General features: G+C 38.3%; 24 protein-coding genes. 7 read left to right on the forward strand and 17 right to left on the reverse strand.

Features of this window, described 5'->3' with window-relative positions; all coding sequences use genetic code 11:
- Positions 1-2: 2 nt before the first annotated feature.
- The 10 genes from SB028_RS15590 to rpsB all read right to left on the reverse strand — a co-directional run bounded on the left by SB028_RS15590 (position 3) and on the right by rpsB (position 10,881).
- A complete protein-coding gene (locus SB028_RS15590; protein ID WP_036934019.1) occupies positions 3-500 on the reverse strand; it encodes an OmpH family outer membrane protein in 498 nt (165 codons plus the stop codon).
- Between the two features lie 92 nt (positions 501-592).
- Entirely contained in the window at positions 593-2,998 is a 2,406-nt protein-coding gene (gene bamA / locus SB028_RS15595; protein WP_069367253.1) for an outer membrane protein assembly factor BamA, read from the reverse strand.
- A 39-nt stretch (positions 2,999-3,037) separates the two neighbouring features.
- Positions 3,038-4,390: a sigma E protease regulator RseP gene (rseP, locus tag SB028_RS15600; protein ID WP_069367252.1), complete on the reverse strand. Its 1,353-nt coding sequence runs from the start codon at positions 4,388-4,390 to the stop codon at positions 3,038-3,040.
- 9 nt (positions 4,391-4,399) lie between these two features.
- Positions 4,400-5,263, reverse strand: coding sequence for a phosphatidate cytidylyltransferase (gene cdsA / locus SB028_RS15605; protein ID WP_069367251.1), 864 nt, complete (start codon positions 5,261-5,263; stop codon positions 4,400-4,402).
- Position 5,264: 1 nt separating this feature from the next.
- Positions 5,265-5,966: a polyprenyl diphosphate synthase gene (uppS, locus tag SB028_RS15610; RefSeq protein WP_248619927.1), complete on the reverse strand. Its 702-nt coding sequence runs from the start codon at positions 5,964-5,966 to the stop codon at positions 5,265-5,267.
- Positions 5,967-6,249: 283 nt separating this feature from the next.
- The gene (ispC, locus tag SB028_RS15615) at positions 6,250-7,443 is read right to left on the reverse strand and encodes a 1-deoxy-D-xylulose-5-phosphate reductoisomerase (protein WP_069367249.1); all 1,194 of its coding nucleotides are present in this window, start codon (positions 7,441-7,443) and stop codon (positions 6,250-6,252) included.
- A 191-nt stretch (positions 7,444-7,634) separates the two neighbouring features.
- Positions 7,635-8,192, reverse strand: a complete 558-nt coding sequence (gene frr / locus SB028_RS15620; RefSeq protein WP_069367248.1) for a ribosome recycling factor — start codon at positions 8,190-8,192, stop codon at positions 7,635-7,637.
- Positions 8,193-8,304: 112 nt separating this feature from the next.
- Positions 8,305-9,033, reverse strand: coding sequence for a UMP kinase (pyrH, locus tag SB028_RS15625; protein ID WP_069367247.1), 729 nt, complete (start codon positions 9,031-9,033; stop codon positions 8,305-8,307).
- A gap of 135 nt (positions 9,034-9,168) precedes the next feature.
- Positions 9,169-10,020, reverse strand: a complete 852-nt coding sequence (tsf, locus tag SB028_RS15630) for a translation elongation factor Ts (RefSeq protein WP_004248719.1) — start codon at positions 10,018-10,020, stop codon at positions 9,169-9,171.
- Positions 10,021-10,155: 135 nt separating this feature from the next.
- Positions 10,156-10,881 (reverse strand): 30S ribosomal protein S2, encoded by a 726-nt coding sequence (gene rpsB / locus SB028_RS15635; RefSeq protein ID WP_023582712.1) that lies wholly within the window; start codon positions 10,879-10,881, stop codon positions 10,156-10,158.
- A gap of 598 nt (positions 10,882-11,479) precedes the next feature.
- Here rpsB and map point away from each other — a divergent pair.
- The 4 genes from map to SB028_RS15655 all read left to right on the forward strand — a co-directional run bounded on the left by map (position 11,480) and on the right by SB028_RS15655 (position 16,393).
- Complete coding sequence (gene map / locus SB028_RS15640; RefSeq protein ID WP_069367246.1) at positions 11,480-12,277, forward strand: type I methionyl aminopeptidase; 798 nt, start codon at positions 11,480-11,482, stop codon at positions 12,275-12,277.
- A gap of 154 nt (positions 12,278-12,431) precedes the next feature.
- Complete coding sequence (glnD, locus tag SB028_RS15645; RefSeq protein WP_069367245.1) at positions 12,432-15,077, forward strand: bifunctional uridylyltransferase/uridylyl-removing protein GlnD; 2,646 nt, start codon at positions 12,432-12,434, stop codon at positions 15,075-15,077.
- A 34-nt stretch (positions 15,078-15,111) separates the two neighbouring features.
- Complete coding sequence (dapD, locus tag SB028_RS15650; protein WP_069367244.1) at positions 15,112-15,936, forward strand: 2,3,4,5-tetrahydropyridine-2,6-dicarboxylate N-succinyltransferase; 825 nt, start codon at positions 15,112-15,114, stop codon at positions 15,934-15,936.
- Positions 15,937-16,006: 70 nt separating this feature from the next.
- Positions 16,007-16,393 (forward strand): DUF3461 family protein, encoded by a 387-nt coding sequence (locus tag SB028_RS15655; protein ID WP_069367243.1) that lies wholly within the window; start codon positions 16,007-16,009, stop codon positions 16,391-16,393.
- A gap of 144 nt (positions 16,394-16,537) precedes the next feature.
- Here SB028_RS15655 and SB028_RS15660 read toward each other — a convergent pair whose 3' ends face one another.
- The 7 genes from SB028_RS15660 to syd form a co-directional block, all read right to left on the reverse strand.
- Positions 16,538-16,981 (reverse strand): flavodoxin, encoded by a 444-nt coding sequence (locus SB028_RS15660; RefSeq protein ID WP_069367242.1) that lies wholly within the window; start codon positions 16,979-16,981, stop codon positions 16,538-16,540.
- Between the two features lie 95 nt (positions 16,982-17,076).
- Positions 17,077-18,084 carry a hypothetical protein gene (locus tag SB028_RS15665; protein WP_069367241.1) on the reverse strand — a complete coding sequence of 336 codons (1,008 nt, stop codon included), beginning with the start codon at positions 18,082-18,084 and terminating at the stop codon, positions 17,077-17,079.
- 134 nt (positions 18,085-18,218) lie between these two features.
- The gene (locus tag SB028_RS15670; protein WP_318859662.1) at positions 18,219-18,536 is read right to left on the reverse strand and encodes a hypothetical protein; all 318 of its coding nucleotides are present in this window, start codon (positions 18,534-18,536) and stop codon (positions 18,219-18,221) included.
- 158 nt (positions 18,537-18,694) lie between these two features.
- Positions 18,695-20,140 carry a PTS glucose transporter subunit IIBC gene (gene ptsG, locus SB028_RS15675; RefSeq protein WP_069367239.1) on the reverse strand — a complete coding sequence of 482 codons (1,446 nt, stop codon included), beginning with the start codon at positions 20,138-20,140 and terminating at the stop codon, positions 18,695-18,697.
- A 299-nt stretch (positions 20,141-20,439) separates the two neighbouring features.
- Positions 20,440-21,204, reverse strand: a complete 765-nt coding sequence (truC, locus tag SB028_RS15680) for a tRNA pseudouridine(65) synthase TruC (protein WP_069367238.1) — start codon at positions 21,202-21,204, stop codon at positions 20,440-20,442.
- A gap of 8 nt (positions 21,205-21,212) precedes the next feature.
- Positions 21,213-21,536 (reverse strand): YqcC family protein, encoded by a 324-nt coding sequence (locus SB028_RS15685; protein ID WP_069367237.1) that lies wholly within the window; start codon positions 21,534-21,536, stop codon positions 21,213-21,215.
- 466 nt (positions 21,537-22,002) lie between these two features.
- Positions 22,003-22,554, reverse strand: a complete 552-nt coding sequence (gene syd / locus SB028_RS15690; protein ID WP_069367236.1) for a SecY-interacting protein — start codon at positions 22,552-22,554, stop codon at positions 22,003-22,005.
- A gap of 156 nt (positions 22,555-22,710) precedes the next feature.
- Here syd and queF point away from each other — a divergent pair, with 156 nt between their 5' ends.
- The 3 genes from queF to xni all read left to right on the forward strand — a co-directional run bounded on the left by queF (position 22,711) and on the right by xni (position 25,771).
- Complete coding sequence (gene queF / locus SB028_RS15695) at positions 22,711-23,556, forward strand: NADPH-dependent 7-cyano-7-deazaguanine reductase QueF (protein ID WP_069367235.1); 846 nt, start codon at positions 22,711-22,713, stop codon at positions 23,554-23,556.
- A gap of 91 nt (positions 23,557-23,647) precedes the next feature.
- On the forward strand, positions 23,648-25,015 hold the full coding sequence (ppnN, locus tag SB028_RS15700) for a nucleotide 5'-monophosphate nucleosidase PpnN (RefSeq protein WP_069367234.1): 1,368 nt from the start codon (positions 23,648-23,650) through the stop codon (positions 25,013-25,015).
- Between the two features lie 6 nt (positions 25,016-25,021).
- Positions 25,022-25,771, forward strand: coding sequence for a flap endonuclease Xni (gene xni / locus SB028_RS15705; protein WP_069367233.1), 750 nt, complete (start codon positions 25,022-25,024; stop codon positions 25,769-25,771).
- Positions 25,772-25,784 lie beyond the last annotated feature (13 nt).

The raw sequence follows: 25,784 nt of genomic DNA on the forward strand, positions 1-25,784 counted from the left end.
TATTATTTAACCTGTTTTTGAACCTGAGCAGTAATATCTTTACCATCTGCGAAATAAGGTACAGTGTTAGCATCAAGGATCACATCATAGCCTTCTTTCTTCGCTACTGCATCAACAGCATCTAATACACGTTTCATGATTTTGTTACGTTCTTCAGCCTGACGACGACTAAAGTCTTGCTCAAAAGCTTGTGCTTTTTGTGCGTATGCTTCACGTTTAGCAACCAGATCTTTCTCTGTATTTGCACGTTGTGTTGCATTCATCGTTGGTGCATCTTTTTGATATTTCTCAACAGCGGTCTGTAATGCTTTACCTAAGTTCTGCAATTCAGTGTCACGTGATTTGAATTCATTTTCCAATTGTTTCTCTACCGCATCACGGTTAGGAATTTGTTGGAGAACTTGACCGATGTTCACAACACCTACTTTATCTGCGGCTTGAACACCTGCTGACATGGTCAATGCCATTCCAAGGGCAGCGGCACATAACAATTTTTTCACGATTAAACTCCTTAAAACCAAAAATAATTTTTTGTCAGAAATCGGATGCCTTTTTCAACATTGTGGATCAGGCATCAACTTTACTTACATCGCTACCACGTTCTACCAATATTAAACTGGAATTGCTCCGATTTATCGCCTTCGTAATCTTTTACTGGCTTAGCATAAGAGAATACTAGCGGACCTAAAGGAGATAACCATTGTAATGCAACACCGGTTGAAACACGTATATTACTTGCTTTACCGTAATCTGGCATACCTGCGGTCCAATTAGAGTTAGTGCTATTCCAGTTGGTATCCCATACGGTACCCGCATCAACAAACAGAGACGTTCTGACTGATGATGAGTATTTATCATCAACAAATGGCGTTGGTGTGATCAGTTCAAAACTGGCAACTGCCATGGCATTACCACCGACCGCATCGCTAGATAATGAAGGATTAATTGTCGTATTTCCATTTTCTGTGACTTTTTTCAAATAAATCGCTTTAGGACCGATATTATTTGAACGGAAACCACGAACAGTACCAGAACCACCAGCATAGAAGTTTTCATAGAATGGTAATTCTTTACCCCCTAAACCGTCACCGTAGCCTAAACGACCTTTAAACAAGGTTACCCAAGACTCTTTTTCATCAATTGGGTAATACGCCATACCGTCCCAAGTCACTTTATAGTACTTGTTGTCAGAGCCCGGTACAGTCACTCGACCACTTAAATTGCTTCTTACACCTGATGTTGGGAAGAAACCTTTGTTTAAGTTATTAAATGTCCAACCCAGACTGACAGTATAATCATCCGCATTAAAGGATTCTCGCTTATCAAAGCCTGGGTTTTCACCCATACTTTCAAGGTAACGCCACATTGCAACCTGAGGTTCCATACGTGACAGACCATTGTGAGTATAGCCTATGCCAAGACGTGCTGAGTTATATTCATTAATTGGGAAGCCTAACGTTCCGTCAACACCATAAGATTTATTGGTATAACCAGATAAATCGGCATCATTCGCACGGAAGTCGTTATAGAAAATACGACCACCTAAGCTAACACCATTAACGGTAAAGTATGGGTCAGTAACAGATAATTCAGCGTAAGTTGAGTAGTCATTTTTACTCGCATTAATCGCAACAGCGTTACCTGTACCTAACCAGTTATCTTGCGTAACCCCCACTTGGAAGCTCACACCACTTTCCGTACCGAAACCGACACCAAAGTTAATAGAACCTGTGTTACGCTCTTTTACACGATAAACAATATCAACCTGATCAGGAGACCCAGGAATACGCTGTGTTTCCGTTTCGACGGTCTCAAAATAACCTAAACGGTTTAAACGCTCTTTGCCTTGTTCAACTAAATCACTACCTAACCATGCACCTTCCATTTGACGCATTTCACGGCGTAAAACAGAGTCTTTAGTGATGTCATTACCTGCAAAACGGATTTGGCGAACATAAAAACGATTTCCTGCATCTACGTTTACATGCAGTTTAACTGTTTTATTTTCATCATTAATTTCAGGATTTGTCATCACGCGAGGATAAGCATATCCATAGCGACCTAACAGATTTTTAATATCATTTTCTGTTTTAGTCACTTGCGCGCCATTATAAAGAGAGCCCGGTGCAATTTGGATAAGATCTTCAATCTCTTTGGTATAGCCAGCCGTATTACCATTGATCTCGGTATTTTCTACCGTGTATTTATCACCTTCTTTCAGGTTAATGGTAATATAAATGCCTTTCTTGTCTGGCGTTAAACTGACATTCGTCGATTCAATATCAAAACGAGCATAACCACGATCAAGATAGAAACTTCTTAATGTTTCTAAGTCACCAGCCAGTTTTTGCTTCTGATATTTTTCATCAGCGGCTAAGTTCCACCAAGGTACATCGTCACGTAATTGGAAGCGGTTGACAAGCTCAGCAGTAGAAAACGCTTTATTACCAACAATGTTGATTTGCTGAATAGTTGCTGAAACACCCTCTGCGAACACGAGTTTTAAGTCAACACGGTTACGAGGCAGCGGTGTAACAACGACTTTTACAGTTGCATTATATTTACCAACACTATAATAGAAGTCTTCAAGCCCTTTCTCGATATTCGCTAACATTGTACGGTCAAGTGTTTCACCAATACGAATATTAGAAGCATCAAGGTTCTGTTTTAGCATCTCTTCCTTGATTGCTTTGTTACCAGAGAAAGTAATGCTGGCAATAGTTGGACGCTCTTTTACCTGAACAATCAAAGTATTTCCGTCACGTAGGACGCGAACATCATCGAAGTTTCCTGTCGCAAATAATGAACGGATAGTTCGGCTGATATCATCACTACCTACCGAGTCTCCAACTCGGACAGGCATGTTCAGTAATGCTGCACCAACGGCGACGCGTTGAAGACCTTCAAATTGAATGTCCTGAACTACGAATCCGTCTGAACCGTATGCAGTGGCGCTGCCCAGCAGCAGCGACGCTATAAGCAACTTTTTCATCGCCATCGTTGTTTTGTGTTTTCCTAACCGGTCCCTGCTTACCAATTATAAGCGAGAGAAATCATTGAAAAGTGCAAGTCCCATTAAAAGCATCAGTGCCATAATACCAATGCGATAACAGAAATCTTGTACACGCTCAGATACCGGCCCTCCCTTTATCTTCTCGATAACCAGGAAAAGCAGGTGCCCGCCATCTAAGACAGGCAGGGGAAACAAGTTAATGATCCCCAAATTGACACTGATAAGCGCCATAAACATCAAATAATAAATAAAACCAGAATCAGCAGACATTCCTGCGCCTTTCGCGATAGAAACAGGCCCACTAAGGTTAGTTAATTTGACGTCACCTACGACTAACTTACCAATCATTTTGACAGTTAAACCCATTAACTGCCATGTTTTATCAGATGCTTCATAGAGCGCTGAAAATGGGTTGTATTGTTGCATGATCAAATATTGCTCTTCAGGAGGTAATATTTGCAATTGCGCACCAACTTGCCCGACTTCAGTGCCATCTTTTAGTGCAACAGCTGTTGGCGTAATATTCAACATCAACGACGAGCCGTTACGTTCAACAAGAAGCGCCAAGACTTTATTTGGACTTTGTCGAACAAAATAAGTAAATGGATGCCATGTATCAATTGGCTGACCGTCAACTTTAACGATACGATCCCCCGCCTGTAAACCCGCTTTTTCCGCAGCGGAGCCTTCCGTGACTTCAATAATCTTTGAGTCTAACCGTGCGCCAACAGGCATTATCCCTAGGGACAAGATAGGATCTTGTTTTTCAGGATCAAAATTCCATTGTTGTAAATTCAGTATATTCTCACTCTCAGAAAGCGAATTTGGTTCTGAAACAACGAATGAAACCTCTTTGGCACCAATTTTACTCACTAATGCTAAACGAACTGCATTCTGATCAGGCGTTTCGATACCTGCAACGGATTTTAGTTCCATTCCAGGCGTTAATTTTGCTTGTTCGGCGATAGAATTCGGACGAATGTCTGCAATTATAGGTTTTAATGCAGGGACACCTATCATAAAAACTATCCAATAGGCGACTATCGCTAACAAAAAGTTAGCAATAGGTCCTGCCGCAACAACGGCAGCACGTTGGCCAACTGTTTTATTATTAAATGCCAGATGACGGCGCTCAGGTGCAACCTCAGCAACTCTTTCGTCTAACATTTTTACATAGCCGCCTAAAGGTATCCATGCGATAACAAATTCAGTGCCATGTTTATCTACTTTTCGCCAAATCGCTTTTCCAAAACCGATAGAAAAACGCTCGACATAAATACCACAGCGCCTAGCTACCCAAAAATGTCCAAACTCATGTACCGTAATTAAAATACCTAAAACGATAATAAATGCGGCAAGATTCCACAGGATACCCATTACTTACCTTTATAGTTTAAAGCCAGAAGAAATCAGAAAGACTAATCCTGCAAAGACGGGGATAGCCGCGGTCAAACTATCAATTCTATCAAGTACACCACCATGTCCCGGTATTAATTGGCTACTGTCTTTAATGCCTGATACACGTTTAAACATGCTTTCTGCTAGATCACCGAATACTGAGACGACAACAACAACGCCTGATATTAATAACAAGTTATTAGGTACTTCCGTCACGGGTGCAAAATAAGTAAATAACCACGATGCAACACCTGCCGTAATCAACCCACCAACTAACCCTTCAAGCGTTTTACCTGGAGATACTTTAGGTGCCATTTTATGTTTACCCATTAAACGTCCAAAAGCATAAGCACCAGAGTCAGCAGCCCAAACTAATAACATGACATACAATAACCACCATGCACCCGTATAAGTGTCAGTGTTATACCCCAACATACGCAGCGCCATCATGCCACAATAAAAGGGAACAATCGTCAATATACCGAACAATAGCTTAATAAAAACTGAATTTTTCCACATATTGGCTGAATTCGGATAACTTACAACTAATAAAATTGCGGCTACCCACCAAATTAAACCTGCCCACAAACCATTTTTTATCATTGGAGTATCTAGTAGGTAGTCAAAATTTGGCAAAGAAAACTGCATAACGAGTAACAATGCAGCAAAACCGATCCCTGTCGCAATACGTTTACCCTGAGAATGCCAGCCAATAAATTGTGCCCATTCCCAACCCGCTAAGCCTGATATTGCGATAATCGCTAATCCAAAACCTACAGGAGGAAGCAGAAATAGTGCAGCAATAACAATAGGGATTAAAATTAATGCGGTGATGACACGATACTTAAGCAAGTTATCCTCCCAGATTTATAGTATCTGTTTCTGATGTAGTACCACCGAAACGTCTTTCCCGTTTAGCAAAAGCATCTAGTGCATTCTGAAAAACTTGTTCATCAAAATCAGGCCATAAAACCTGTGTAAAATAAAGCTCAGCATAAGCAATCTGCCAAATAAGAAAATTACTTATACGATGCTCACCACCTGTACGAATAACAAGATCGACGCCAGGCTGATTATGCAAGCAAAGATGTGAAGATATTGCACTTTCATTAATATCTTCGAGATTAATTTCCCCTTTTGCGAGGGATGTCGCTAATTGTTTTACACTTTGAGTAATATCCCAACGACCACCATAATTAGCCGCAATATTTAAATTAAGTCCTGTATTATTCGCGGTGAGTGCCACAGAACTTTTAATGCGGTCTTGTAAACGGCGGCTAAAACGGCTGATATCACCAATGACAGTCAATTTAACATTATGTTTATGCAGGCTCTTCACTTCATTATCTAAAGCGAAAACAAACAATTCCATGAGAGAACTCACTTCCTGCTCTGGTCTATTCCAGTTTTCGCTACTAAATGCATATAACGTTAGTGATTCAATTTTGTGTTTTACGGAAAAGCTAACCGCATCCCGAACTGCTTTAATTCCCGCGCGATGCCCCGTTACTCGGAGTTTCCCTTGCTTTTTAGCCCAGCGCCCATTGCCATCCATAATGATAGCAACATGCTTTGGTTTTGATGCGGATGAATCGTCACTGGATAAGTTCACTCAATTTAACCCTTTGCTAATCTGATACTGATACAGACAGTCCTCTTCGGATAACCTATGCACAAAAAAAAACCGTGTCACCCACGGCCTTTGGCAAAGCCTCAAAGTTGCTAAAGCAATAGCCTTAGTAATGAACTGTTAATTTTCATTATTGTCTTTAGTTATTCGGCAACTATACCATTAGCCAGAAAGACGAACAAACACCCTATATTAAATATAATCACCATTATACAAATTGTGTGATTATCTGATGAGTTTCTAATCTGGCTAATTTATCAATTTCTAGAACATCATTAATGCTTTGAGGCTCTGATAGGTCAAAATGTTCAACAACTTTACGATTAATTTTAGCAATATCAGTAAATTTCACTTTTTCGTGTAAAAATGCATCAACAACCACTTCATTAGCCGCATTTAACACTGTTGTTGCCGCTTGTCCACGTTTTGACGCTTCAATAGCAAGTGCTAAACAAGGGTAACGTTGATAATCTGGACGAATGAACTCTAAAGATTGAATCTCAAAAAAATCTAATGCTTTTGCACCAGATTGAGTACGATGAGGATAAGCCATTGAGTACGCAATTGGTGTTCTCATATCAGGTTCACCAATCTGAGCAATAATACTGCCATCGCGATAACGAACCATTGAGTGAATGACAGATTGTGGATGAATAATAACTTCCATCTCCTCTTCAGAAGCATTAAAGAAATAACGAGCCTCAATATACTCAAGCCCTTTATTCATCATCGTTGCAGAATCAACCGAAATTTTACGTCCCATCGACCAATTTGGGTGTGCACAAGCTTGATCTGGCGTCATTGACTCTAACGATTCTAATGGTGTGTACCGAAACGGTCCACCAGAACCTGTTAACAAGATACTCGTCACACCTTCATCAGCTAAAGATGCATGACCTAGATTTTCTTGGATTGCTTTAGGTAAACTTTGATAAATTGCATTATGTTCGCTGTCAATGGGTAAAATTGTCGCACCATATTTAGCAACCGCATCAAAGAAAAGACGTCCACTGGTTATCAGTGATTCTTTATTCGCGAGTAGAATTCTTTTGCCTTTTTCAATGGCAGCAAGTGTCGGCTTTAATCCTGCAACACCGGTTATCGCAGACATGACTTGATCAGCGTCATCAAGAGCCGCAATTTCATTGATCGCATGAGAGCCAGATAGGATTTCTGTCTTACAAGATGTATTAGCGAGTAACTGTTTAAGCTGATTAGCACTTTTTTCATCAGACATCACAGCGTATTTAGGTTGGAAAGCAAGGCACTGTTGCGCCATCTTATCTGCATTTTTTCCTGCTGCCAGAGCAAGAACCTGATACTCATCAGGATTATTTTCGATGACGGAAAGCGTGCTCGTTCCGATAGATCCTGTTGAGCCTAAAATAGTTATTTGTTTCATTTATTAATCAATCAGTATGTCTACAACGTTTTAATTAAAGAGAATTATATCAGTATGACGAGGTAAATGAGGATTAAAGATGAAAACTTTAATAAATAATGTGACAAAAGAAGATATTACACACAAATTTTCAAATCAATAATTAAAAATAATGCCGCTAAAAAGCGGCATTATCGAAAAAAGATATAAAATTAGAATTCCATTAACTCTGCTTCTTTCAGCGCTAATGCATCATCAATTTTTTTAATGAACATGTCAGTTAACTTCTGAATGTCATCTTGTGAGCGGCGTTCATCATCTTCGCTGATTTCTTTATCTTTCAGTAATGCTTTTACTTTATCGTTAGCATCACGACGGATATTACGAACAGAAACGCGGCCTTGTTCTGCATCACCACGAACAACTTTGATGAGGTCTTTACGACGTTCTTCAGTTAATGGAGGCAGTGGGACACGGATAATGGCGCCCGCAGATGAAGGATTTAAACCCAAATCTGATGCCATAATCGCTTTTTCAACAGCGGGTGCTAAAGTACGGTCGAATACAGTGATTGCCAGTGTACGGCCATCTTCTGCAACAACGTTAGCAACTTGGTTTAATGGCGTTGGCGCTCCGTAGTATTCAACTACAATGCCATCTAAAAGGCTAGGAGACGCACGACCAGTACGAACTTTATTAATCTGGCTTTTCAGTGCTTCAACGCTTTTATCCATGCGTTCTTGAGCATCTTTTTTGATTTCATTAATCACGTTATAAACCCTTGGGAACTGGTTATCTTCCAGTCGATATGAAATCATATCGACATAAATGAATTGGCGTACTCTAGATGTTAACGCCAAATTATACCGTTGTCTCTGTGTATTAAGCGTGAGAAATCAAAGTTCCTTCACTTTCACCCATTACAACCCGACGTAATGCACCCGGTTTATTCATATTGAATACGCGGATAGGTAAATTATGATCTCGGGCTAATGTGAATGCAGCAAGATCCATGACTTTCAATTCACGTTCTAATACATCCTGATAAGTCAGTGTTTCATAAAGTACTGCATCAGGATCTTTGGTTGGATCGGCAGAATAAACGCCGTCCACTTTCGTTGCTTTTAATACAACGTCAGCTTCAATTTCAATACCGCGTAAACACGCAGCTGAATCGGTAGTAAAGAATGGGTTGCCTGTGCCCGCCGAGAAAATAACAACTCGACCATGGCGTAATAGGCTAATTGCTTCTGCCCAACTATAGTTATCGCAGACACCATTCAATGGAAATGCAGACATAAGGCGAGCATTTACATAAGCACGATGCAATGCATCACGCATTGCTAAACCATTCATTACCGTCGCGAGCATTCCCATATGGTCACCCACAACACGGTTCATACCTGCCGCAGCAAGACCCGCGCCACGGAACAAGTTACCACCGCCAATTACGACACCGACTTGTATACCTAATTCAACGAGTTCTTTGATTTCCTGAGCCATGCGATCAAGTACGCTCGCATCGATACCGAAACCTTCTGCGCCTTGCAGGGCTTCGCCACTCAGCTTTAATAAAATTCGCTGATATACAGGTTTTGCATTGGTAGCCATGGTGTTCTGTCCTAAGCAGATTAGTTAATTGGAGGTTTTAGATAGCTTCTCTTTTAAACAAAAAAAGCAAACAGCCAGTGGAGATTACAACAAAATAGAACCGCCTTAAGGCGGTTCCATTAACGCAAAGCGTTATTATTTGCTCATTGCCGCAACTTCTGCTGCGAAATCAGCTTCAACTTTCTCAATACCTTCACCCACTTCGAAACGAACGAAGTTAATGATTTCAGCATTGTTTTCTTTCAGCAGATCGCCAACAGTTTTGCTTGGATCCATTACGAAATGCTGACCAGTCAGAGAAATCTCACCAGTGAATTTGTTCATACGACCAGTAACCATTTTTTCTGCGATTTCGCGTGGTTTACCTGATTGCATTGCGATGTCCATCTGGATTTGGTGCTCATGCTCAACAACATCAGCAGGCACATCTTCAGGGCGAACATATTCTGGTTTGCTTGCAGCAACGTGCATAGCAATGTGTTTGATCAGTTCTTCGTTAGCGCCTTTAGCTGCAACTAAAACACCGATGCGAGCACCGTGCAGGTAAGTACCTAATTCTTCGCCTTCTAAGATAGCAACGCGGCGAATGTTGATGTTTTCACCAATTTTTGCAACTAATGCAGTACGAGCATCTTCGAATTTCGCTTTCAGTGCTTCGATATCGTCAGTTTTGTCTGCTAATACTGCAGCCATAACATCTTTACCGAATGCGATGAAGCCAGCATCTTTAGCAACGAAGTCTGTTTCACAGTTCAGTTCAACCAGCGCACCGAATTTACCATCAGCAGCAACTTCTGCAAGGATGATACCTTCAGCAGCAACGCGACCTGCTTTTTTAGCCGCTTTTGCTTGACCTGATTTACGCATGTTGTCGATAGCTAATTCGATATCACCGTTAGCTTCAACCAGCGCTTTTTTACATTCCATCATGCCTGCGCCAGTACGTTCACGCAGTTCTTTTACCAATGCAGCGGTAATTCCAGACATTTGTTTCTTCCTCGACTTTTCTATGGGCGAGCCATAGATGTTCTCATAGCAGATGTGTAAAGGGGGCCTATTGAGGCCCCCTAACCAATATATAGCAATACCTGGTTAAATAAGGGCTCTTACGAGCATGCCTTATTATTCAGCTTCGACTAAGCCTTCTTCAGCCTGAACAGCCAGATCTTGAGAACGACCTTCACGAACAGCTGTAGCTGCAGCGGTCAGATATAATTTAACCGCACGGATTGCATCGTCATTACCAGGGATAATGAAGTCGATACCATCTGGATCAGAGTTAGTATCAACGATAGCAAATACTGGGATACCCAGGTTGTTTGCTTCTTTGATAGCAATGTGTTCGTGTTCAGCATCGATAACAAACAGAGCGTCAGGTAAACCGCCCATGTCTTTGATACCACCCAGGCTGTTTTCTAACTTACCAAGTTCACGAGAACGCATTAACGCTTCTTTCTTGGTCAGTTTGTCAAAAGTACCGTCCTGAGATTGTGATTCTAAATCTTTCAGGCGTTTGATTGACTGACGAACAGTTTTCCAGTTAGTCAGCATACCGCCTAACCAGCGGTGGTTTACATAAAACTGGTCACAGCTTTCTGCTGCTTCTTTAACAGCTTCAACGGCAGAGCGCTTAGTACCAACAAACAGGATTTTGCCTTTACGAGAAGCAATTTTGTTCAGTTCAACCAGAGCTTCATTGAACATTGGAACAGTTTTTTCCAAGTTAATGATATGAACTTTGTTACGCGCACCAAAGATGAATGGTTTCATTTTTGGATTCCAGTAACGAGTTTGGTGACCGAAGTGAACACCAGCTTGCAGCATATCGCGCATTGAAACAGTTGCCATTTTAGACCTCTATAAATTTAAATTTGGGGTTATTTCGTCCACAAATCCCATACGACCGACTCATCAGCTGCAAAGGTTTGACCTTTACATAAGAGCACCCCGGCGTTATGTGCCGATTTGTGTGTGTAATTAACACAATTGAATGTTTCAGATTTACTGCTATTACCCATGGTGTGATGCAATAACAGAACTCCGGCGCGCTTTATACCACAATTAACCTCAAGAAACCACTATTACTTACGTTTGTCATGGGCTTAATTTGACATAAAAACACACCCTTTGGATAAAGAAAAAACGAGATCAACGCAGGTATAATAAATACTTCCCCAATATCAATTCACTAGAAAAATACAAAATAGAAAAGCGCAATATGTAAAGACAATGAGATTAAGAAGGCGTAATGTTCGTCATTAATCCTCGATATCAGACAGATTACACACATCCTCTTTATTGGCACATCTACTTTCTGCTGATATCATAAATGGTAATCAGAATTATTTCTTATCATCATTCATTTAGCCTGCAATACAAAATATGAATACAACAAAGCATATTATCTAGTTCGTATTGTGGCTTTTAATCTAGACGAAGAACTCAAATGGCTATTGTAATCAAGACAGAAGAAGATATTCAAAAAATGCGCGTCGCAGGTCGTCTTGCGGCAGAAGTTCTTGAAATTATCGCACCGTTCGTAAAACCTGGCATAAACACCGCTGAATTAGACCGTATTTGTCATGAACATATTGTTAACGAACAACAGGCTATTCCTGCTTGTCTTAACTATCATGGTTTCCCTAAATCAGTCTGTATTTCGGTTAACGATGTTATTTGCCACGGCATTCCTAGTGAAGAAAAAATCCTTAAAGATGGTGATATCGTTAATATTGATGTCACTGTTATTAAAGAGGGTTTTCATGGCGACACCTCAAAAATGTTTATCGTAGGTAAACCAACAATACAAGGTGAACGCTTATGTCGTATCACTCAAGAAAGCCTCTACCTTGCTATTAAAATGGTTAAACCGGGTATTCGCTTACGTGAACTTGGTAAAGCCATTCAAAAATTTGTTGAAGCCCATGACTATTCTGTTGTTCGTGAATATTGCGGTCATGGTATTGGTGAAGGATTCCATGAAGAACCTCAAGTTCTACACTACGATGCAGATGATAGCGGTGTTGTGTTACAAAAAGGCATGGCATTCACCATCGAACCAATGGTAAACACAGGTGATTACCGTATTCGTACAATGAAAGATGGCTGGACTGTTAAAACGAAAGACAGAGGTTGGTCTGCACAATACGAACATACATTAGTTGTTACCGATAATGGCTGTGAAATCATGACATTACGTAAAGAAGAAGAACCGTTTATTTCTGCCGTATTGGTCAACGAATAAGCATCTTTAGCGAAAAATGTAAAAGCGACATATTTTTTCAAGGTATGTCGCTTTTTTTATTTTATTTGCTACGAAACAGCAGAATGACTAGTCAGGTTATCGTTTTAACATTAGTCTTAATATCATAAGCAAACATTGAGAAAGAAGACGAATAATGACGAATAAAAATGCATTTAAAACACCGCCCCCTTCCCCTTTTTTGCTGACTGAAAATACCCTAAATTGTACTGAACTTAAGCAATCAATCGAACAATTTCAGTCTTGGTTAACAGATGCCTTTCATCATGATGTTGATGTCGCGTTATTACTTCAAGCCCGTAGCCATTTTATTGACCAACTCTTAACGCAATTATGGCGCTATACACAACTGTCGGATTATCCAGATCTTAGTATCATTGCTGTCGGTGGTTATGGTAGACAAGAGTTGCACCCGCTTTCTGATATTGACCTTCTCTTTTTAAGTGAAACACCTTTATCTGCAGAAGCAGAAGATAAAGTCAGCAAACTCATCACATTACTGTGGGATGTACGCCTTGAAATTGGTGCCAGTGTAAGAACAATGGAGGAATGTCTTTTAGAAGGCCTTTCAGACTTAACCGTTGCAACAAACTTACTAGAAGCACGCCTCATTTGTGGAAACGATCCCCTTTATCAGAAATTAATTAACCATATTTTTAGCCAAGGATTTTGGCCATCACCTGATTTTTTTGCTGCAAAAGTTGAAGAACAAAAACAGAGACATCAGCGATACCATAGCACGAGTTATAACCTAGAACCTGATATCAAAAGTAGCCCTGGTGGACTACGCGATATCCATACTCTCATTTGGGTCGCACATCGCCACTTTGGTGCTACATCAGTTTCTGAAATGGTCAACTTTGGCTTTTTAACGCCAGCTGAAGGACAAGAGCTATTAGAATGCCAATACACGCTATGGAAAATTCGTTTTGCTCTTCATCTTGTGCTTTCTCGCTATGACAATCGCCTGTTGTTTGATAGACAACTCAATGTTGCTCAACTTTTAAATTATGAAGGTGAAGGCAATCAGCCCGTTGAAAAAATGATGAAAGATTATTATCGCGTAACTCGTCGTGTCAGTGAGTTAAATAATATGTTACTTCAGCTATTTGACGAAGCTATTCTTGCTCTGCAACCTAATGTAAAACCACGTCTTTTGGACAATGAATTTCAACTGAGAGGCTCTTTAATTGATGTTGTTGATGACAGTTGCTTCCTTGACGATCCTATCGCTATTATGCGCCTCTTTTTACGTATGGCTGAGCATAAAGAGATCACAGGCATTTATTCAACAACCCTTCGCCATTTACGTTATGCTCGCCGGCATTTAGTTCAGCCTTTATGTGAGTACCCACTTGCACGTCAAGTTTTTATGCAGATATTACGCCATCCTCGTGCGGTTTCTGGTGCATTTGTTCCAATGCATAAACACAGTGTACTCGCGGCTTATTTCCCGCAATGGAATAATATTGTCGGCCAAATGCAGTTTGATTTATTCCATGCCTATACTGTTGATGAACATACCATTCGTGTTTTACAAAAACTTGAAAGCTTTAGCCACCCAGAGAACCGTGAAAAACACCCTCTTTGTGTTGATATTTACCCAAAACTCCCACAACTTGAATTATTACGTTTAGCTGCACTTTTTCATGATATTGCGAAAGGACGTCATGGTGATCACTCGGAGCTTGGCGCACAAGATGTGGCGATTTTTGCACAACAACATGGTTTAAATCAGAGAGAATCTGCATTGGTTGAATGGCTTGTTAGTCATCACTTACTTATGTCTGTTACAGCGCAACGACGGGACATTCAAGATCCTGACATTATTTTTCAGTTTGCATCAGAAGTAAAAAATGAAAGCCGATTACGCTATCTTTTGTGTTTAACCGTTGCGGATATTTGTGCAACCAATAACACGCTATGGAATAGCTGGAAACAGAGCCTACTACGTGAATTATTTCTCTCAACTGAAACACAATTACGCCAAGGAATGCACTCTATTCCCGATTTACGTGAACGTATTCGCCACCATCGTTTGCAAGCGCTAACTATTTTACGCATGGAACAGATTGATGAAGATAAATTGCAAGCAATTTGGGGACGTTGTCATGCTGACTATTTTTTACGGCACACACCCGAACAAATTGCATGGCATGCACTTGCATTAATTGAGCATAATAGCGCAGATCCTATGGTGTTAATCAGCCAACAAACTGAACATGGTGGCACTGAAATCTTTATTTGGTGTGCGGATAGACCTTCCCTTTTTGCCTCTGTTGCTGGTGAATTAGATAGACGCAATTTAAGTATCCATAACGCTCAAATTTTTACTAACCGCGATAATATGGCGATGGATACCTTTATTGTGTTAGAGCCGAATGGTAAACCTTTGGCAATTGATAGATACAATGCAATCCGCAACGCCTTGATCCAAGTTGTATCCGCACCTTATAACACCAATGCAAAAACACGCTCATTACCTGCCAAATTGCGCCATTTTGACGTTCCGACAAAAATTAACTTTATCGCGTCTAACCATAATAAGCGCACCTATATGGAACTATTTGCACGAGATCGTCCAGGATTATTAGCAATTATTGGTAAAGTTTTTGCTGATCTTTCACTTTCATTACATGGTGCAAGAATAACCACAATAGGCGAACGTGTTGAGGATTTCTTCGTATTAACTGATAGCGAAAATAAGGCATTAAACCAAAAAATGAAGGATGAAGTCGTAGAAAGGTTGACAAAAGCCCTAGTTTCAAAGGATAAAATATAGGAACCCACGACAATACATATAGGAAATACTATTGATGCAAGCATTACAATCTATTATTGATAACGCCTTTGAACATCGTGCTGATATCACTCCAAACAACGTTGAGCCTCATATTCGTGATGCGATTAATAGCGTTATTGCACTGCTAGACAGCGGAAAACTGCGGGTCGCAGAAAAAATTGACGGTCAGTGGGTGACTCATCAATGGTTAAAAAAAGCGGTTCTGCTCTCTTTTCGCATCAACCATAATCAAGTCATTGAGGGTAGTGAAAGTCGTTATTTTGACAAAGTGCCGATGAAATTCGCTGATTATGATCAAGCACGTTTTGAAAAAGAAGGTTTTCGTGTTGTTCCTCCCGCAGCGGTTAGACAAGGCGCTTACATCGCTCGCAACACTGTTTTAATGCCATCTTATGTCAACATTGGTGCTTACGTCGATGAAGGTAGCATGGTTGATACATGGGCAACCGTAGGTTCGTGTGCTCAGATCGGGAAAAATGTCCATCTCTCGGGGGGGGTTGGTATCGGCGGTGTTTTAGAACCACTGCAAGCAAACCCAACCATTATTGAAGATAACTGCTTTATTGGTGCTCGCTCTGAAATTGTTGAGGGGGTTATTGTCGAAGAAGGTGCCGTTATTTCAATGGGCGTCTATATTGGGCAAAGTACCAAGATTTACGACAGAGAAACCGGCGAAGTACATTATGGCCGAGTCCCTGCTGGGTCTGTTGTTGTGTCAGGCAATTTACCTTCTAAAGATGGAAGCTACAGTCTTTACTGCGCCGTGATAGTGAAAAAAGTTGACGCCAAAACGCGTGGAAAAGTGGGTATTAATGAATTGTTAAGAACTATCGACTAATATAAGAACAGCGGATAGAATTAATTCTGTTCGCTATTCTTTCACTCATCTTTCTATCAGGTGCCAATATATGTACGATAATTTAAAAAATTTAGGGATCCCGCATCCTGAAGATATTGACCGCTATACCCTACGCCAAGAAGCTAACAACGATATTTTAAAAATCTATTTTCGCAAAGATAAAGGTGAATTCTTTGCAAAAAGCGTAAAATTTAAATATCCACGCCAACGTAAAACGATTTCTGATAGTCAATCAGGACAAGGTTTTAAAGAAGTCAATGAAATCAATACTAACTTACGTTATGTCATTGAAGAATTAGATCAAATTTGTCAACAAGACCAAGTCGAAGTCGATTTAAAACATAAAATCCTGGACGACTTGCGCCATCTTGAACACGTTGTCGCAAATAAAATTGCTGAAATTGAAGCTGATTTAGAAAAACTGACTCGTCGTTAATAACAAGGCATTTTAGCTGTTATATCTGTCAATTTTATAAAAAACACCGCTTAGTTACTGTATAAAACAGAAATAAGCGGTGTTTTAAAATACAAAATAGGGTTCATTATTTATTAACCAATTAAAGATCAGATTATTTTCTACTTAATCTAATAGGCCAACCCAGTTTTCAAGCCAATCTATTGCAAATACTTCTGGCTCAGCAACATCCATGCCGTCTATTTTTAATATTTCGCCGATACGCTTTGCTTGGTGCTCTTGTAACAACTCATCAAATTTCATCCCCGCACCACAAAAATAGTCATAACTACTATCACCTAAGGCAATCAAGCCATAACTTAGATTTGGCTGATATCCTACATTATCGCGCAATTCATGAAATAGAGGTGCAAGAGTATCAGGTAAATCACCTTGTCCAGTACTTGACGTTATTACAAGCACTGTCGAATATTTTTCCCAATCTACAAGTGTGCCTTCTTCATAAATATTGGCTTGATGTTTATGTTCAAGCAAAATACGTTGAGCTTCTTCAGCAACTGCTAATGCATTGCCGTAAACAGTTCCCACAAAAATGCCGATTTTAGCCATAATGTTTTATCCAAATTATATTGTGAAAAAATCAAATATTTTTGGATTTAACATATAAGAATTCCTCTTTGTACTCAAGAAAATTAAATTATCAACTAATTAAATAGAGAACGTTTAACGTTATCCCATTTTCTATTTTCACCATATAAATAACTTAATAAAGTTCTAGGAATTTCCATTTCAGATAATGTAGCAGTTACAATTTCAATAATTTCATTTTTTAAAAAAATATCATTTTTCTTAATATCATCACCACTAAGATAAGATGATATTTTTTTAATTTTATCAAGATGTTTATTTAACAATCCTATTGCATTAGCATGTTTTTTAGGAAATATCCATTTATATACTCTAGATAAAATACTCGTTTCTTTTCTTTTAATACAATCAGATAATATTTTTTTATATTCATTTGTTTTCTCTTCCATTGATGTAATCGAAGAAAAAACGTTGTTTTTTCCTTTTATAATAAGATAAGAAGCCACATTTTTTATTTCATTTTCATATCGATCACAGTCATCAGAAAAAGGTTTAAGCGATTCTAGTTTTATCTTTAAAGACTCCGTATTAGATTCTATTTTTTTGATCTTTTTCAATAGGTCATTGAGATCACTTTGTTCTAATTTATCCTTTTTTTTCGTTTGTTTTATATAATCTTGATAAAACAAATCAAGATCCTTGGATGTTTCATTAAATTCATGATAACAAGCAGCGCAATCTTGTATGAATTTATCATCAAGTGTTGTATGAATACCCTCACCATCTTTAGTGAAATTAAAGATATCATTAAGTCTTACATATTCACGATATTTATTAAATTTATTTATTATATTATATAATTCAAGAATATTTTTATTAAGAAAATTAAATAATATTTCAAATTTAGCAAGCTCAATTTTATTATTTTCTTCATTTAATAGATTATCAACTTTATTAGTATGGGTTTCAATATTATTAGCAGCTTCTACATTACCTAGTTTAACAAGTATATATTTTTTATCATCTACTCTAAAAGGTAGGCTACCCCCTGGATTTAACTCTATTATTTTATTTTTTATCTCTTTAATTAACTTACTAATAGATTTCCTCTCAAATCTACACAAAAAACCCTTCTCAAAAAATAAATTAATAGCTGGATTATTATCTTTATTAAGAATTTTATTTTTCAGAGAAGAAGAGCCTGTTTCACTAATTATAGCATCAATAAATTTTTGTACAATATCTAATGAGTTAAGGTCTACAACTGTAAGATAATTACAATTTTTTTATCTAAAAAAAAACCCCCTAATTTATTATTAGCTTTATTAATTTTATCTGAATGATGAGGGTTATCTTTTATATATTCATTAATTACATTAGTTAATTCACTTTTTATTTCAGTGAGAAAATGCTTATCAACATAAATGCTACTCATTTTATTTTTTAAAATAAAAAAACTATCATTAGATAATGAGTTTGAACAATTAGCTATTTTTTCAGATAGTAAAAATGCTACATTTTCTCTTTTATCATTTGCAGGTAAAAAACTGACTAACTTATCGAAACATACTTCCATTATTATTACTCATCTTCAATTGTAATATTACAACTATAATACTATTGAATAGCAAATAATAATTTCAAAAAAGAGTTTAATTCATACATATTATGATATAAAAAAACACGCTCAATAATAAATTTAAGCGTGTTTTTTTAATTAAAGGCTATTATTTATCACTCACCAGAATTCAAAGACCGAATATATTCATCCATCTCTGTTTTTAAGTTATCTGATTTAGGACCAAAAATCGCTTGAATACCTGAACCAACAACCACAACACCCGCGGCACCGAGTCTTTTCAGTTCATCTCTATCGACTTTTTCAATTTCTTTAACGCCAATACGTAAACGAGTAATACAAGCATCTAAGCTACTAATATTATCTTTACCACCAAACGCAGCGACTAAAGATTGTCCCATTGCACTTTTATCAGCTTGTTTCGCGTTTTTATCTTCTACTTCTCGGCCTGGCGTTTTTAGGTTTAGCTTCACAATTAAGAAACGGAAAATAGAATAATAAGTTATCGCATAAAGTATTCCAATAATTGGGAATAGATACAGTTTACTGCTGTTACCACTCAATACGATAAAGTCAATTAAACCATGAGAGAAACTTGTTCCATCACGCATACCTAACAAGATACAAATAACAAATGCTAAACCCGCTAAAATAGCATGAATAACATAAAGAATAGGTGCGACAAACATAAATGAGAATTCGATAGGTTCAGTGATCCCTGTTAAGAAGGCAGTCAATGCTGCAGAAATCATGATGCCTCCCACTTTTACACGATTCTCAGGACGTGCTGTATGCCAAATAGCGATGGCAGCCGCAGGTAAGCCGAACATTTTAAATAAGAAGCCACCAGATAACATCCCAGCAGTTGGATCACCTGCCATATAGCGTGGAATATCACCGTGGAATACTTGTCCTGCGCTATTTACATATTCACCCACTTGCATTTGGAACGGCACGTTCCAAATATGATGTAAACCAAATGGGACTAACGCACGCTCTACAACACCATAAATACCAAAAGCAACAGCAGGGTTTTGATACGCAGCCCACTCAGAAAAACGCTGGATAGCTGTACCGATAGGTGGCCAAATAAAGGATAGAAGAATACCCACAAAAATCGCAATCAAACCAGAAATAATAGGGACAAAGCGTTTACCTGCAAAGAAACCTAAATATTCAGGAAGTTTAATACGATAAAAGCGGTTAAACATTGATGCGGCAATAATACCCGCAATGATCCCACCGAGTACCCCAGTATCAGTTAAACGTTGTATTTCAACACTATCAGGTGATAAACCTAATACCCAAGGTGCCACTACCAGCATAGTTTTTGACATAATGCCATAAGCCACAACAGAGGCCAGTGCTGATACCCCGTCATTATTGGTAAAACCTAAAGCAACACCAATAGCAAAAATAAGTGGCATATTAGAGAAAACCGAACCGCCTGCTTCTGCCATAACTTGAGAAACAGAGGAAGGGATCCATGAAAGATCAGCGGAACCAACCCCTAATAAAATACCGGCAATAGGCAGTACAGATACCGGTAACATCAAGGATTTTCCGATTTTTTGTAAAACAACAAATAGGTTTTTAAACATCAAACAGACTCCCGGAATGTGGGTTTTTATATGTTGTAAGTCTTTATTTATTTAAAGTAGCGTGGGTTTATTTCATAAACTTATCTAATGATAAGCCTTATTTATTTTACATCATAAAATAAATCGCTTAATGAATACATGATTGCTGTCACGTTTCAAACATGTGATCAGATCAATTAATAGAATTATATATTTTACAAATAGTTATATTAGATTATAAATTTGCGCAAACTATCAAGACCTAAGTAAAAAAATCTTGATAGTCACGTATTGAAAGCAATATTGAAATAAGAAAGGAATTAAAAATGGTGGGCTAAATCTTCACCATGCTGCTCTAATTCAGCTCTTAAACCACGCCAACCAAATTGATTAATAAGGTGTTGCCAAGGCAGATCCCATTTAGCTGTTAAGTTAAGCGGTTGCAATGTGATTGGATGAATTAAGTTTAGATGACTTGCATGTAACATCAAGCGATGAGATTGAAAATGATTTACGACACCACGGTTTTGACGTAAATCACCATGAGCGGTATCACCAATAATGGGGTGTCGAATATGAGACATATGACGACGTAATTGATGCTTGCGCCCCGTCTCAGGACGTAGTTCTAATAAACTAAATCGAGATGTAGGATAACGCCCAATAGCCACCTCTTTTTCAACAGTCCCTAATGGCTGGCAGTGCGTTACACAATCTTGAATTTTGGGAGGTTGAGTTGCAAATTTATCTGCAATTTTGTCGTGTTCCTCGACTAAAGGACTATCAATAACAAATGCTTCTTCAACGTATCCTCGAACAACAGCATGATAAATTTTTTCGGTTTTATGTTGTTCAAAAGATTGAGCTAGCGCCCTAGCAACATCCGAAGAAAGCGCCATGACTAGAACACCTGATGTGGGTCTATCTAGACGATGCACAGGGAAAACATGTTGCCCTATTTGATCTCTTAGTGTTTGCATGACAAACACGGTTTCATGTCTATCTAACCAACTGCGGTGAACAAGCCAACCCGCAGGTTTGTTCACCGCAACAAGATGCTCATCTTGATAAATAATATCTAGCATTATTGACCTTATGATTTAAACATTGCGTCAAGTTCACGCAAATGATTGAGTAAATCAGTCACATCTCGGCACTTATCTTCTTTAAATGCTTCTTCATAATAAGGTGCGATTGCAAATGTATTAGGTAATGGCATCTCATTTTCAATCATTGATGACAATCGTGGAATTAATACCCACTGTAACCATTCATGAGCACTCATTGTATCAATACAGAAAGGCTCAACACTTTCAAATGCTTGTTCAGTAGGAGATTCTAATTGCCATAGCTCAATGTTCTTCATCTCTTCTTCAATCAAGAGCAATTTCGCTAAAATGCGTTGTTCTAATGTCATCATTTATCCCTTATATAAAACTTACGAATAAGGATAACATTGGGATGGAATAGCAGAAAACAAATAAAAAAATAAAAGGAGCCGAAACTCCTTTTAGACAAGAAAAATAGTTGTCTGTACAACACATGCGTCCAAGCAAGACCGTCTTTATCTATCCTTGTGATTAAATCCGTATCCACATTAATGGAAATATCCTATTTCCTGTGTCCTTGATTACTCTACATTTTATCGGTCACCAAACAGTCCCTTAGTTGGTGGATGTAGAATGCCAATAATTGATTAGTTAAACAACCCACAAAACAAAAGCAATTAAATAGCCAGAACTATAAATAAAATCAATAGGTTAATAACTTATTGTTCTACCTAAATAAACCAATCATATTTTTATCGATGACGTTTTTTGATAAAAAAACATACGTTTTTTTTGTAAGATATATCTCACAAAAAAAAGGGGTTATAGACTACGTCACTCATTATATACGGCGATTAATTCTGATAGAAAAAGAGATAAATTTTCAGCTAAAACTTCTCTTTTCTTTTGACCAAAAGTTTCAAGAATGACTTCACCAGAAACATTGCACACAGAAATGATTTCATTTTCCGAATCTGTGGTACCAATAAATAATGTAGGGGTGAGTTTTAAACGTTTTTGAGTGACCAAATGTCCAATAATGTTTTCTTGTAAGCGAATAAAATCCTCTTCACTCCACACTTGGATCAAGCTGAAGTCTATCTCTCTAAACCGAACCTGCATATCACCCGCATACTGAGTAGTAAAGTAATCGTGCAATTCAGGACGAATAATAATCCCCATCGCTTTTTCAACTTTTTCTAGTTTATCCGTTCCTATAAAAGGTTGCGGTAACCAGTAAACAACTTCATCGCCCGTTCTTGATATACAAATAGAAGGAACACCATAAAGATCTTCACTTGCAGGAGGTAAGCCTGATTTTTCTTGCCACAAATCAACATATTTTTGCGTAAAGGCTTTTAATTCAGAGGAGATATTTTCAGTCATGATTATCTGTTTTATCTATTAAAATAAGAGTTCCCTTTATGTTACCTGATTATGTCACTAATTCAGAGCATCAAACATAAAGCATTCATATACTATTGATGTTTCAATAGTATAATTAACCTTCTTTTATTTTCAGCTAAAGTTAGGATGTAAATTATGTCTTTATATCAAGGTGATAAATCTCTTGAAGCATTATCTCTGGGCAAAGAGACTCAATATCATGATCAATATGATGCTGGATTATTGCAAGGTGTGCCACGTAGCCTTAATCGAGATTCACTCTCTTTAACTGCTGAAAATTTACCTTTTCATGGTGGTGACATTTGGACTATGTACGAGCTCTCATGGCTTAATAATAGAGGCTTACCACAAGTTGCTATTGGTCATGTTGAATTAGATGCTACCACTGAAAATCTTATTGAATCGAAAAGTTTTAAGTTATATCTCAACAGTTTTAATCAAACTCGTTTTGAAAGTTGGGATGCCGTCGAAAAAACCTTACTTAACGATTTAACGACTTGTGCTAAAGGCAACGTTAACCTGACTATTTATCCACTTTCGCATTTTACATCACAACCTATTGTTGATTTTGCTGGAGAGTGTATTGATGAACAAGATATTGAAATTGATAATTATCAGTTTGATACGCAATGGTTAAACGAATCGACAACCGATACACTCGTTGAAGAAACTCTGGTTAGCCATCTGTTAAAATCAAATTGCCTTATTACCAATCAACCGGATTGGGGATCAGTCGCTATTCAATATAAGGGGAAAAAGATTAATCGTGAAAAACTACTGCGCTATTTAGTTTCATTTAGACAACACAATGAATTTCATGAACAGTGTGTTGAGCGAATTTTTCACGATATCATGCAATTATGTGCACCAGAAACATTAACTGTTTATGCAAGATATACGCGACGTGGTGGATTAGACATCAACCCTTGGCGTAGTAATTGTGAATTTGTTCCAGAAATTAATCGATTAGCTAGACAATAACGGGAATAATGCCTGTATGTTAATATGATCTGTGTTATATCAAGATCAGTTGCACTTCAGTTTGTTATTTCAGGAGAAAAAGGAGTCCTACGTGATAACTCATGTCAGCCCATTAGGTTCCATGGATCTGCTTTCACAGCTAGAAGTTGATATGCTAAAGAGAACCGCAAGCAGTGATCTTTACCAGCTGTTTCGCAATTGTTCTCTTGCTGTACTCAACTCTGGTAGCCTTACTGATAGTAGTAAAGAGCTGTTATCTAAATACCAAGATTTTGATATTAACGTACTGCGCCGTGAACGTGGCGTAAAACTAGAGTTAGTCAATCCTCCTGAAGACGCCTTTGTTGACGGAAAAATTATTCGCTCGCTACAAGCTAACTTATTTGCAGTGCTTCGTGACATATTGTTTGTTCACGGGCAAATCACGACAGCAAAACGTGATCTGCACCTGAACTTAGAAAATAGTACTCATATCACTAATACTATATTCTCCATTTTGCGTAATGCTCGAGCGCTTCATATTGATGAAGATCCTAATATGATCGTTTGCTGGGGGGGGCACTCAATTAATGAAACTGAATACCTTTACGGCAGAAAAGTAGGTAACGAATTAGGGTTACGCGAACTCAATATCTGCACTGGCTGTGGACCTGGTGCGATGGAAGCACCAATGAAAGGGGCTGCTGTTGGTCATGCCCAACAACGTTATAGAAATAGTCGTTTTATTGGTATGACAGAGCCTTCAATCATTGCGGCTGAGCCACCAAATCCATTAGTTAACGAACTGATTATTATGCCAGATATTGAAAAACGTCTGGAATCTTTCGTGCGAATTGGGCATGGCATTATTATTTTCCCTGGCGGTGTAGGGACAGCGGAAGAATTACTGTATCTGCTTGGTATTCTTATGTCTCCAGAAAACCAAGATCAAGTATTACCACTGATTTTAACTGGTCCTAAAGAGAGTGCAGACTACTTTAATGTACTCGATGACTTTATCGCCAATACATTAGGTGACGAAGCTCGACGCCATTACCAAATTATTATTGATGATGCGTCTGAAGTTGCTCGTATCATGAAAAAATATATGCCTTTAGTAAAAGATAATCGTCGTAGTACTGGTGATGCTTATAGTTTTAACTGGTCAATGAAGATCAATGCGGATTTACAGCTTCCTTTTGAACCAACGCATGAAAATATGGCATCGCTTAACTTAAGTACCGATCAATCACCTGAAAAATTAGCTGCTGACTTACGTCGCGCATTCTCCGGTATTGTTGCAGGTAACGTAAAAGAAGTGGGGATGAAAGCGATTGAAGCTTACGGTCCTTATAAAATTCATGGCGATCGTGAAATAATGCGTCGCATGGATATTTTATTAGCGGGCTTCGTTGAGCAACATCGAATGAAACTTCCGGGCGGTACAGCTTACCAACCATGTTACGAGATTATCAGCTGATTTATTATGATACATTTGCTGATAATTGATGCTTTGAACCTGATCCGTCGCATTCATGCGGCGTCAGGTTCTTCCTGTCAAACTGTGTGTGAACAGAGTATCAATCAACTACTTGGTCATACACAACCGACTCATGCCGTCGCGGTCTTTGATGAAGATGACAGAGATAATAGTTGGCGACATCAACTCTTACCCGATTATAAAGCGGGTCGTACACCAATGCCTGATGATTTACGACAACAATTGCCTAAAATTAAAGCAATGTTACTCAATTTAGGCATACAAAGCTGGCACTCAGGTGGTGATGAAGCAGATGATGTTGCTGCAACGTTGGCAACCAAAGTCGCAAATGCAGGCTTTCGAGTCACGATTATTTCAACAGATAAAGGTTATTGCCAATTACTTTCTCCCTCTATTCGTATACGTGATTATTTTCAACGACGCTGGTTAGATTTAGAATTTATTAAAGCTGAATTTGGTGTCGCCCCTTCCCAATTGACCGACTATTGGGGATTAACAGGAGTAAGTAGTAGTAAAGTTGCCGGCGTTCCTGGAATTGGCCCTAAAAGTGCGACTGAGCTTTTACAAATTTACCCAGATCTCGAATCGCTCTATCAACATATTGATGATGTTCCTACTAAATGGCAAAACAAACTTATTACCCATAAAGGATCTGCATTTATCAGTCGGAAAATCACGACGTTACGTACTGATATTCATTTAAACGGTAATTTACAACAGTTACGTTTAAAATAGCTAATATCTTTGA

Origin of the sequence: Proteus vulgaris (assembly GCF_033708015.1) — a bacterium.
Taxonomy (GTDB): Bacteria; Pseudomonadota; Gammaproteobacteria; order Enterobacterales; family Enterobacteriaceae; genus Proteus.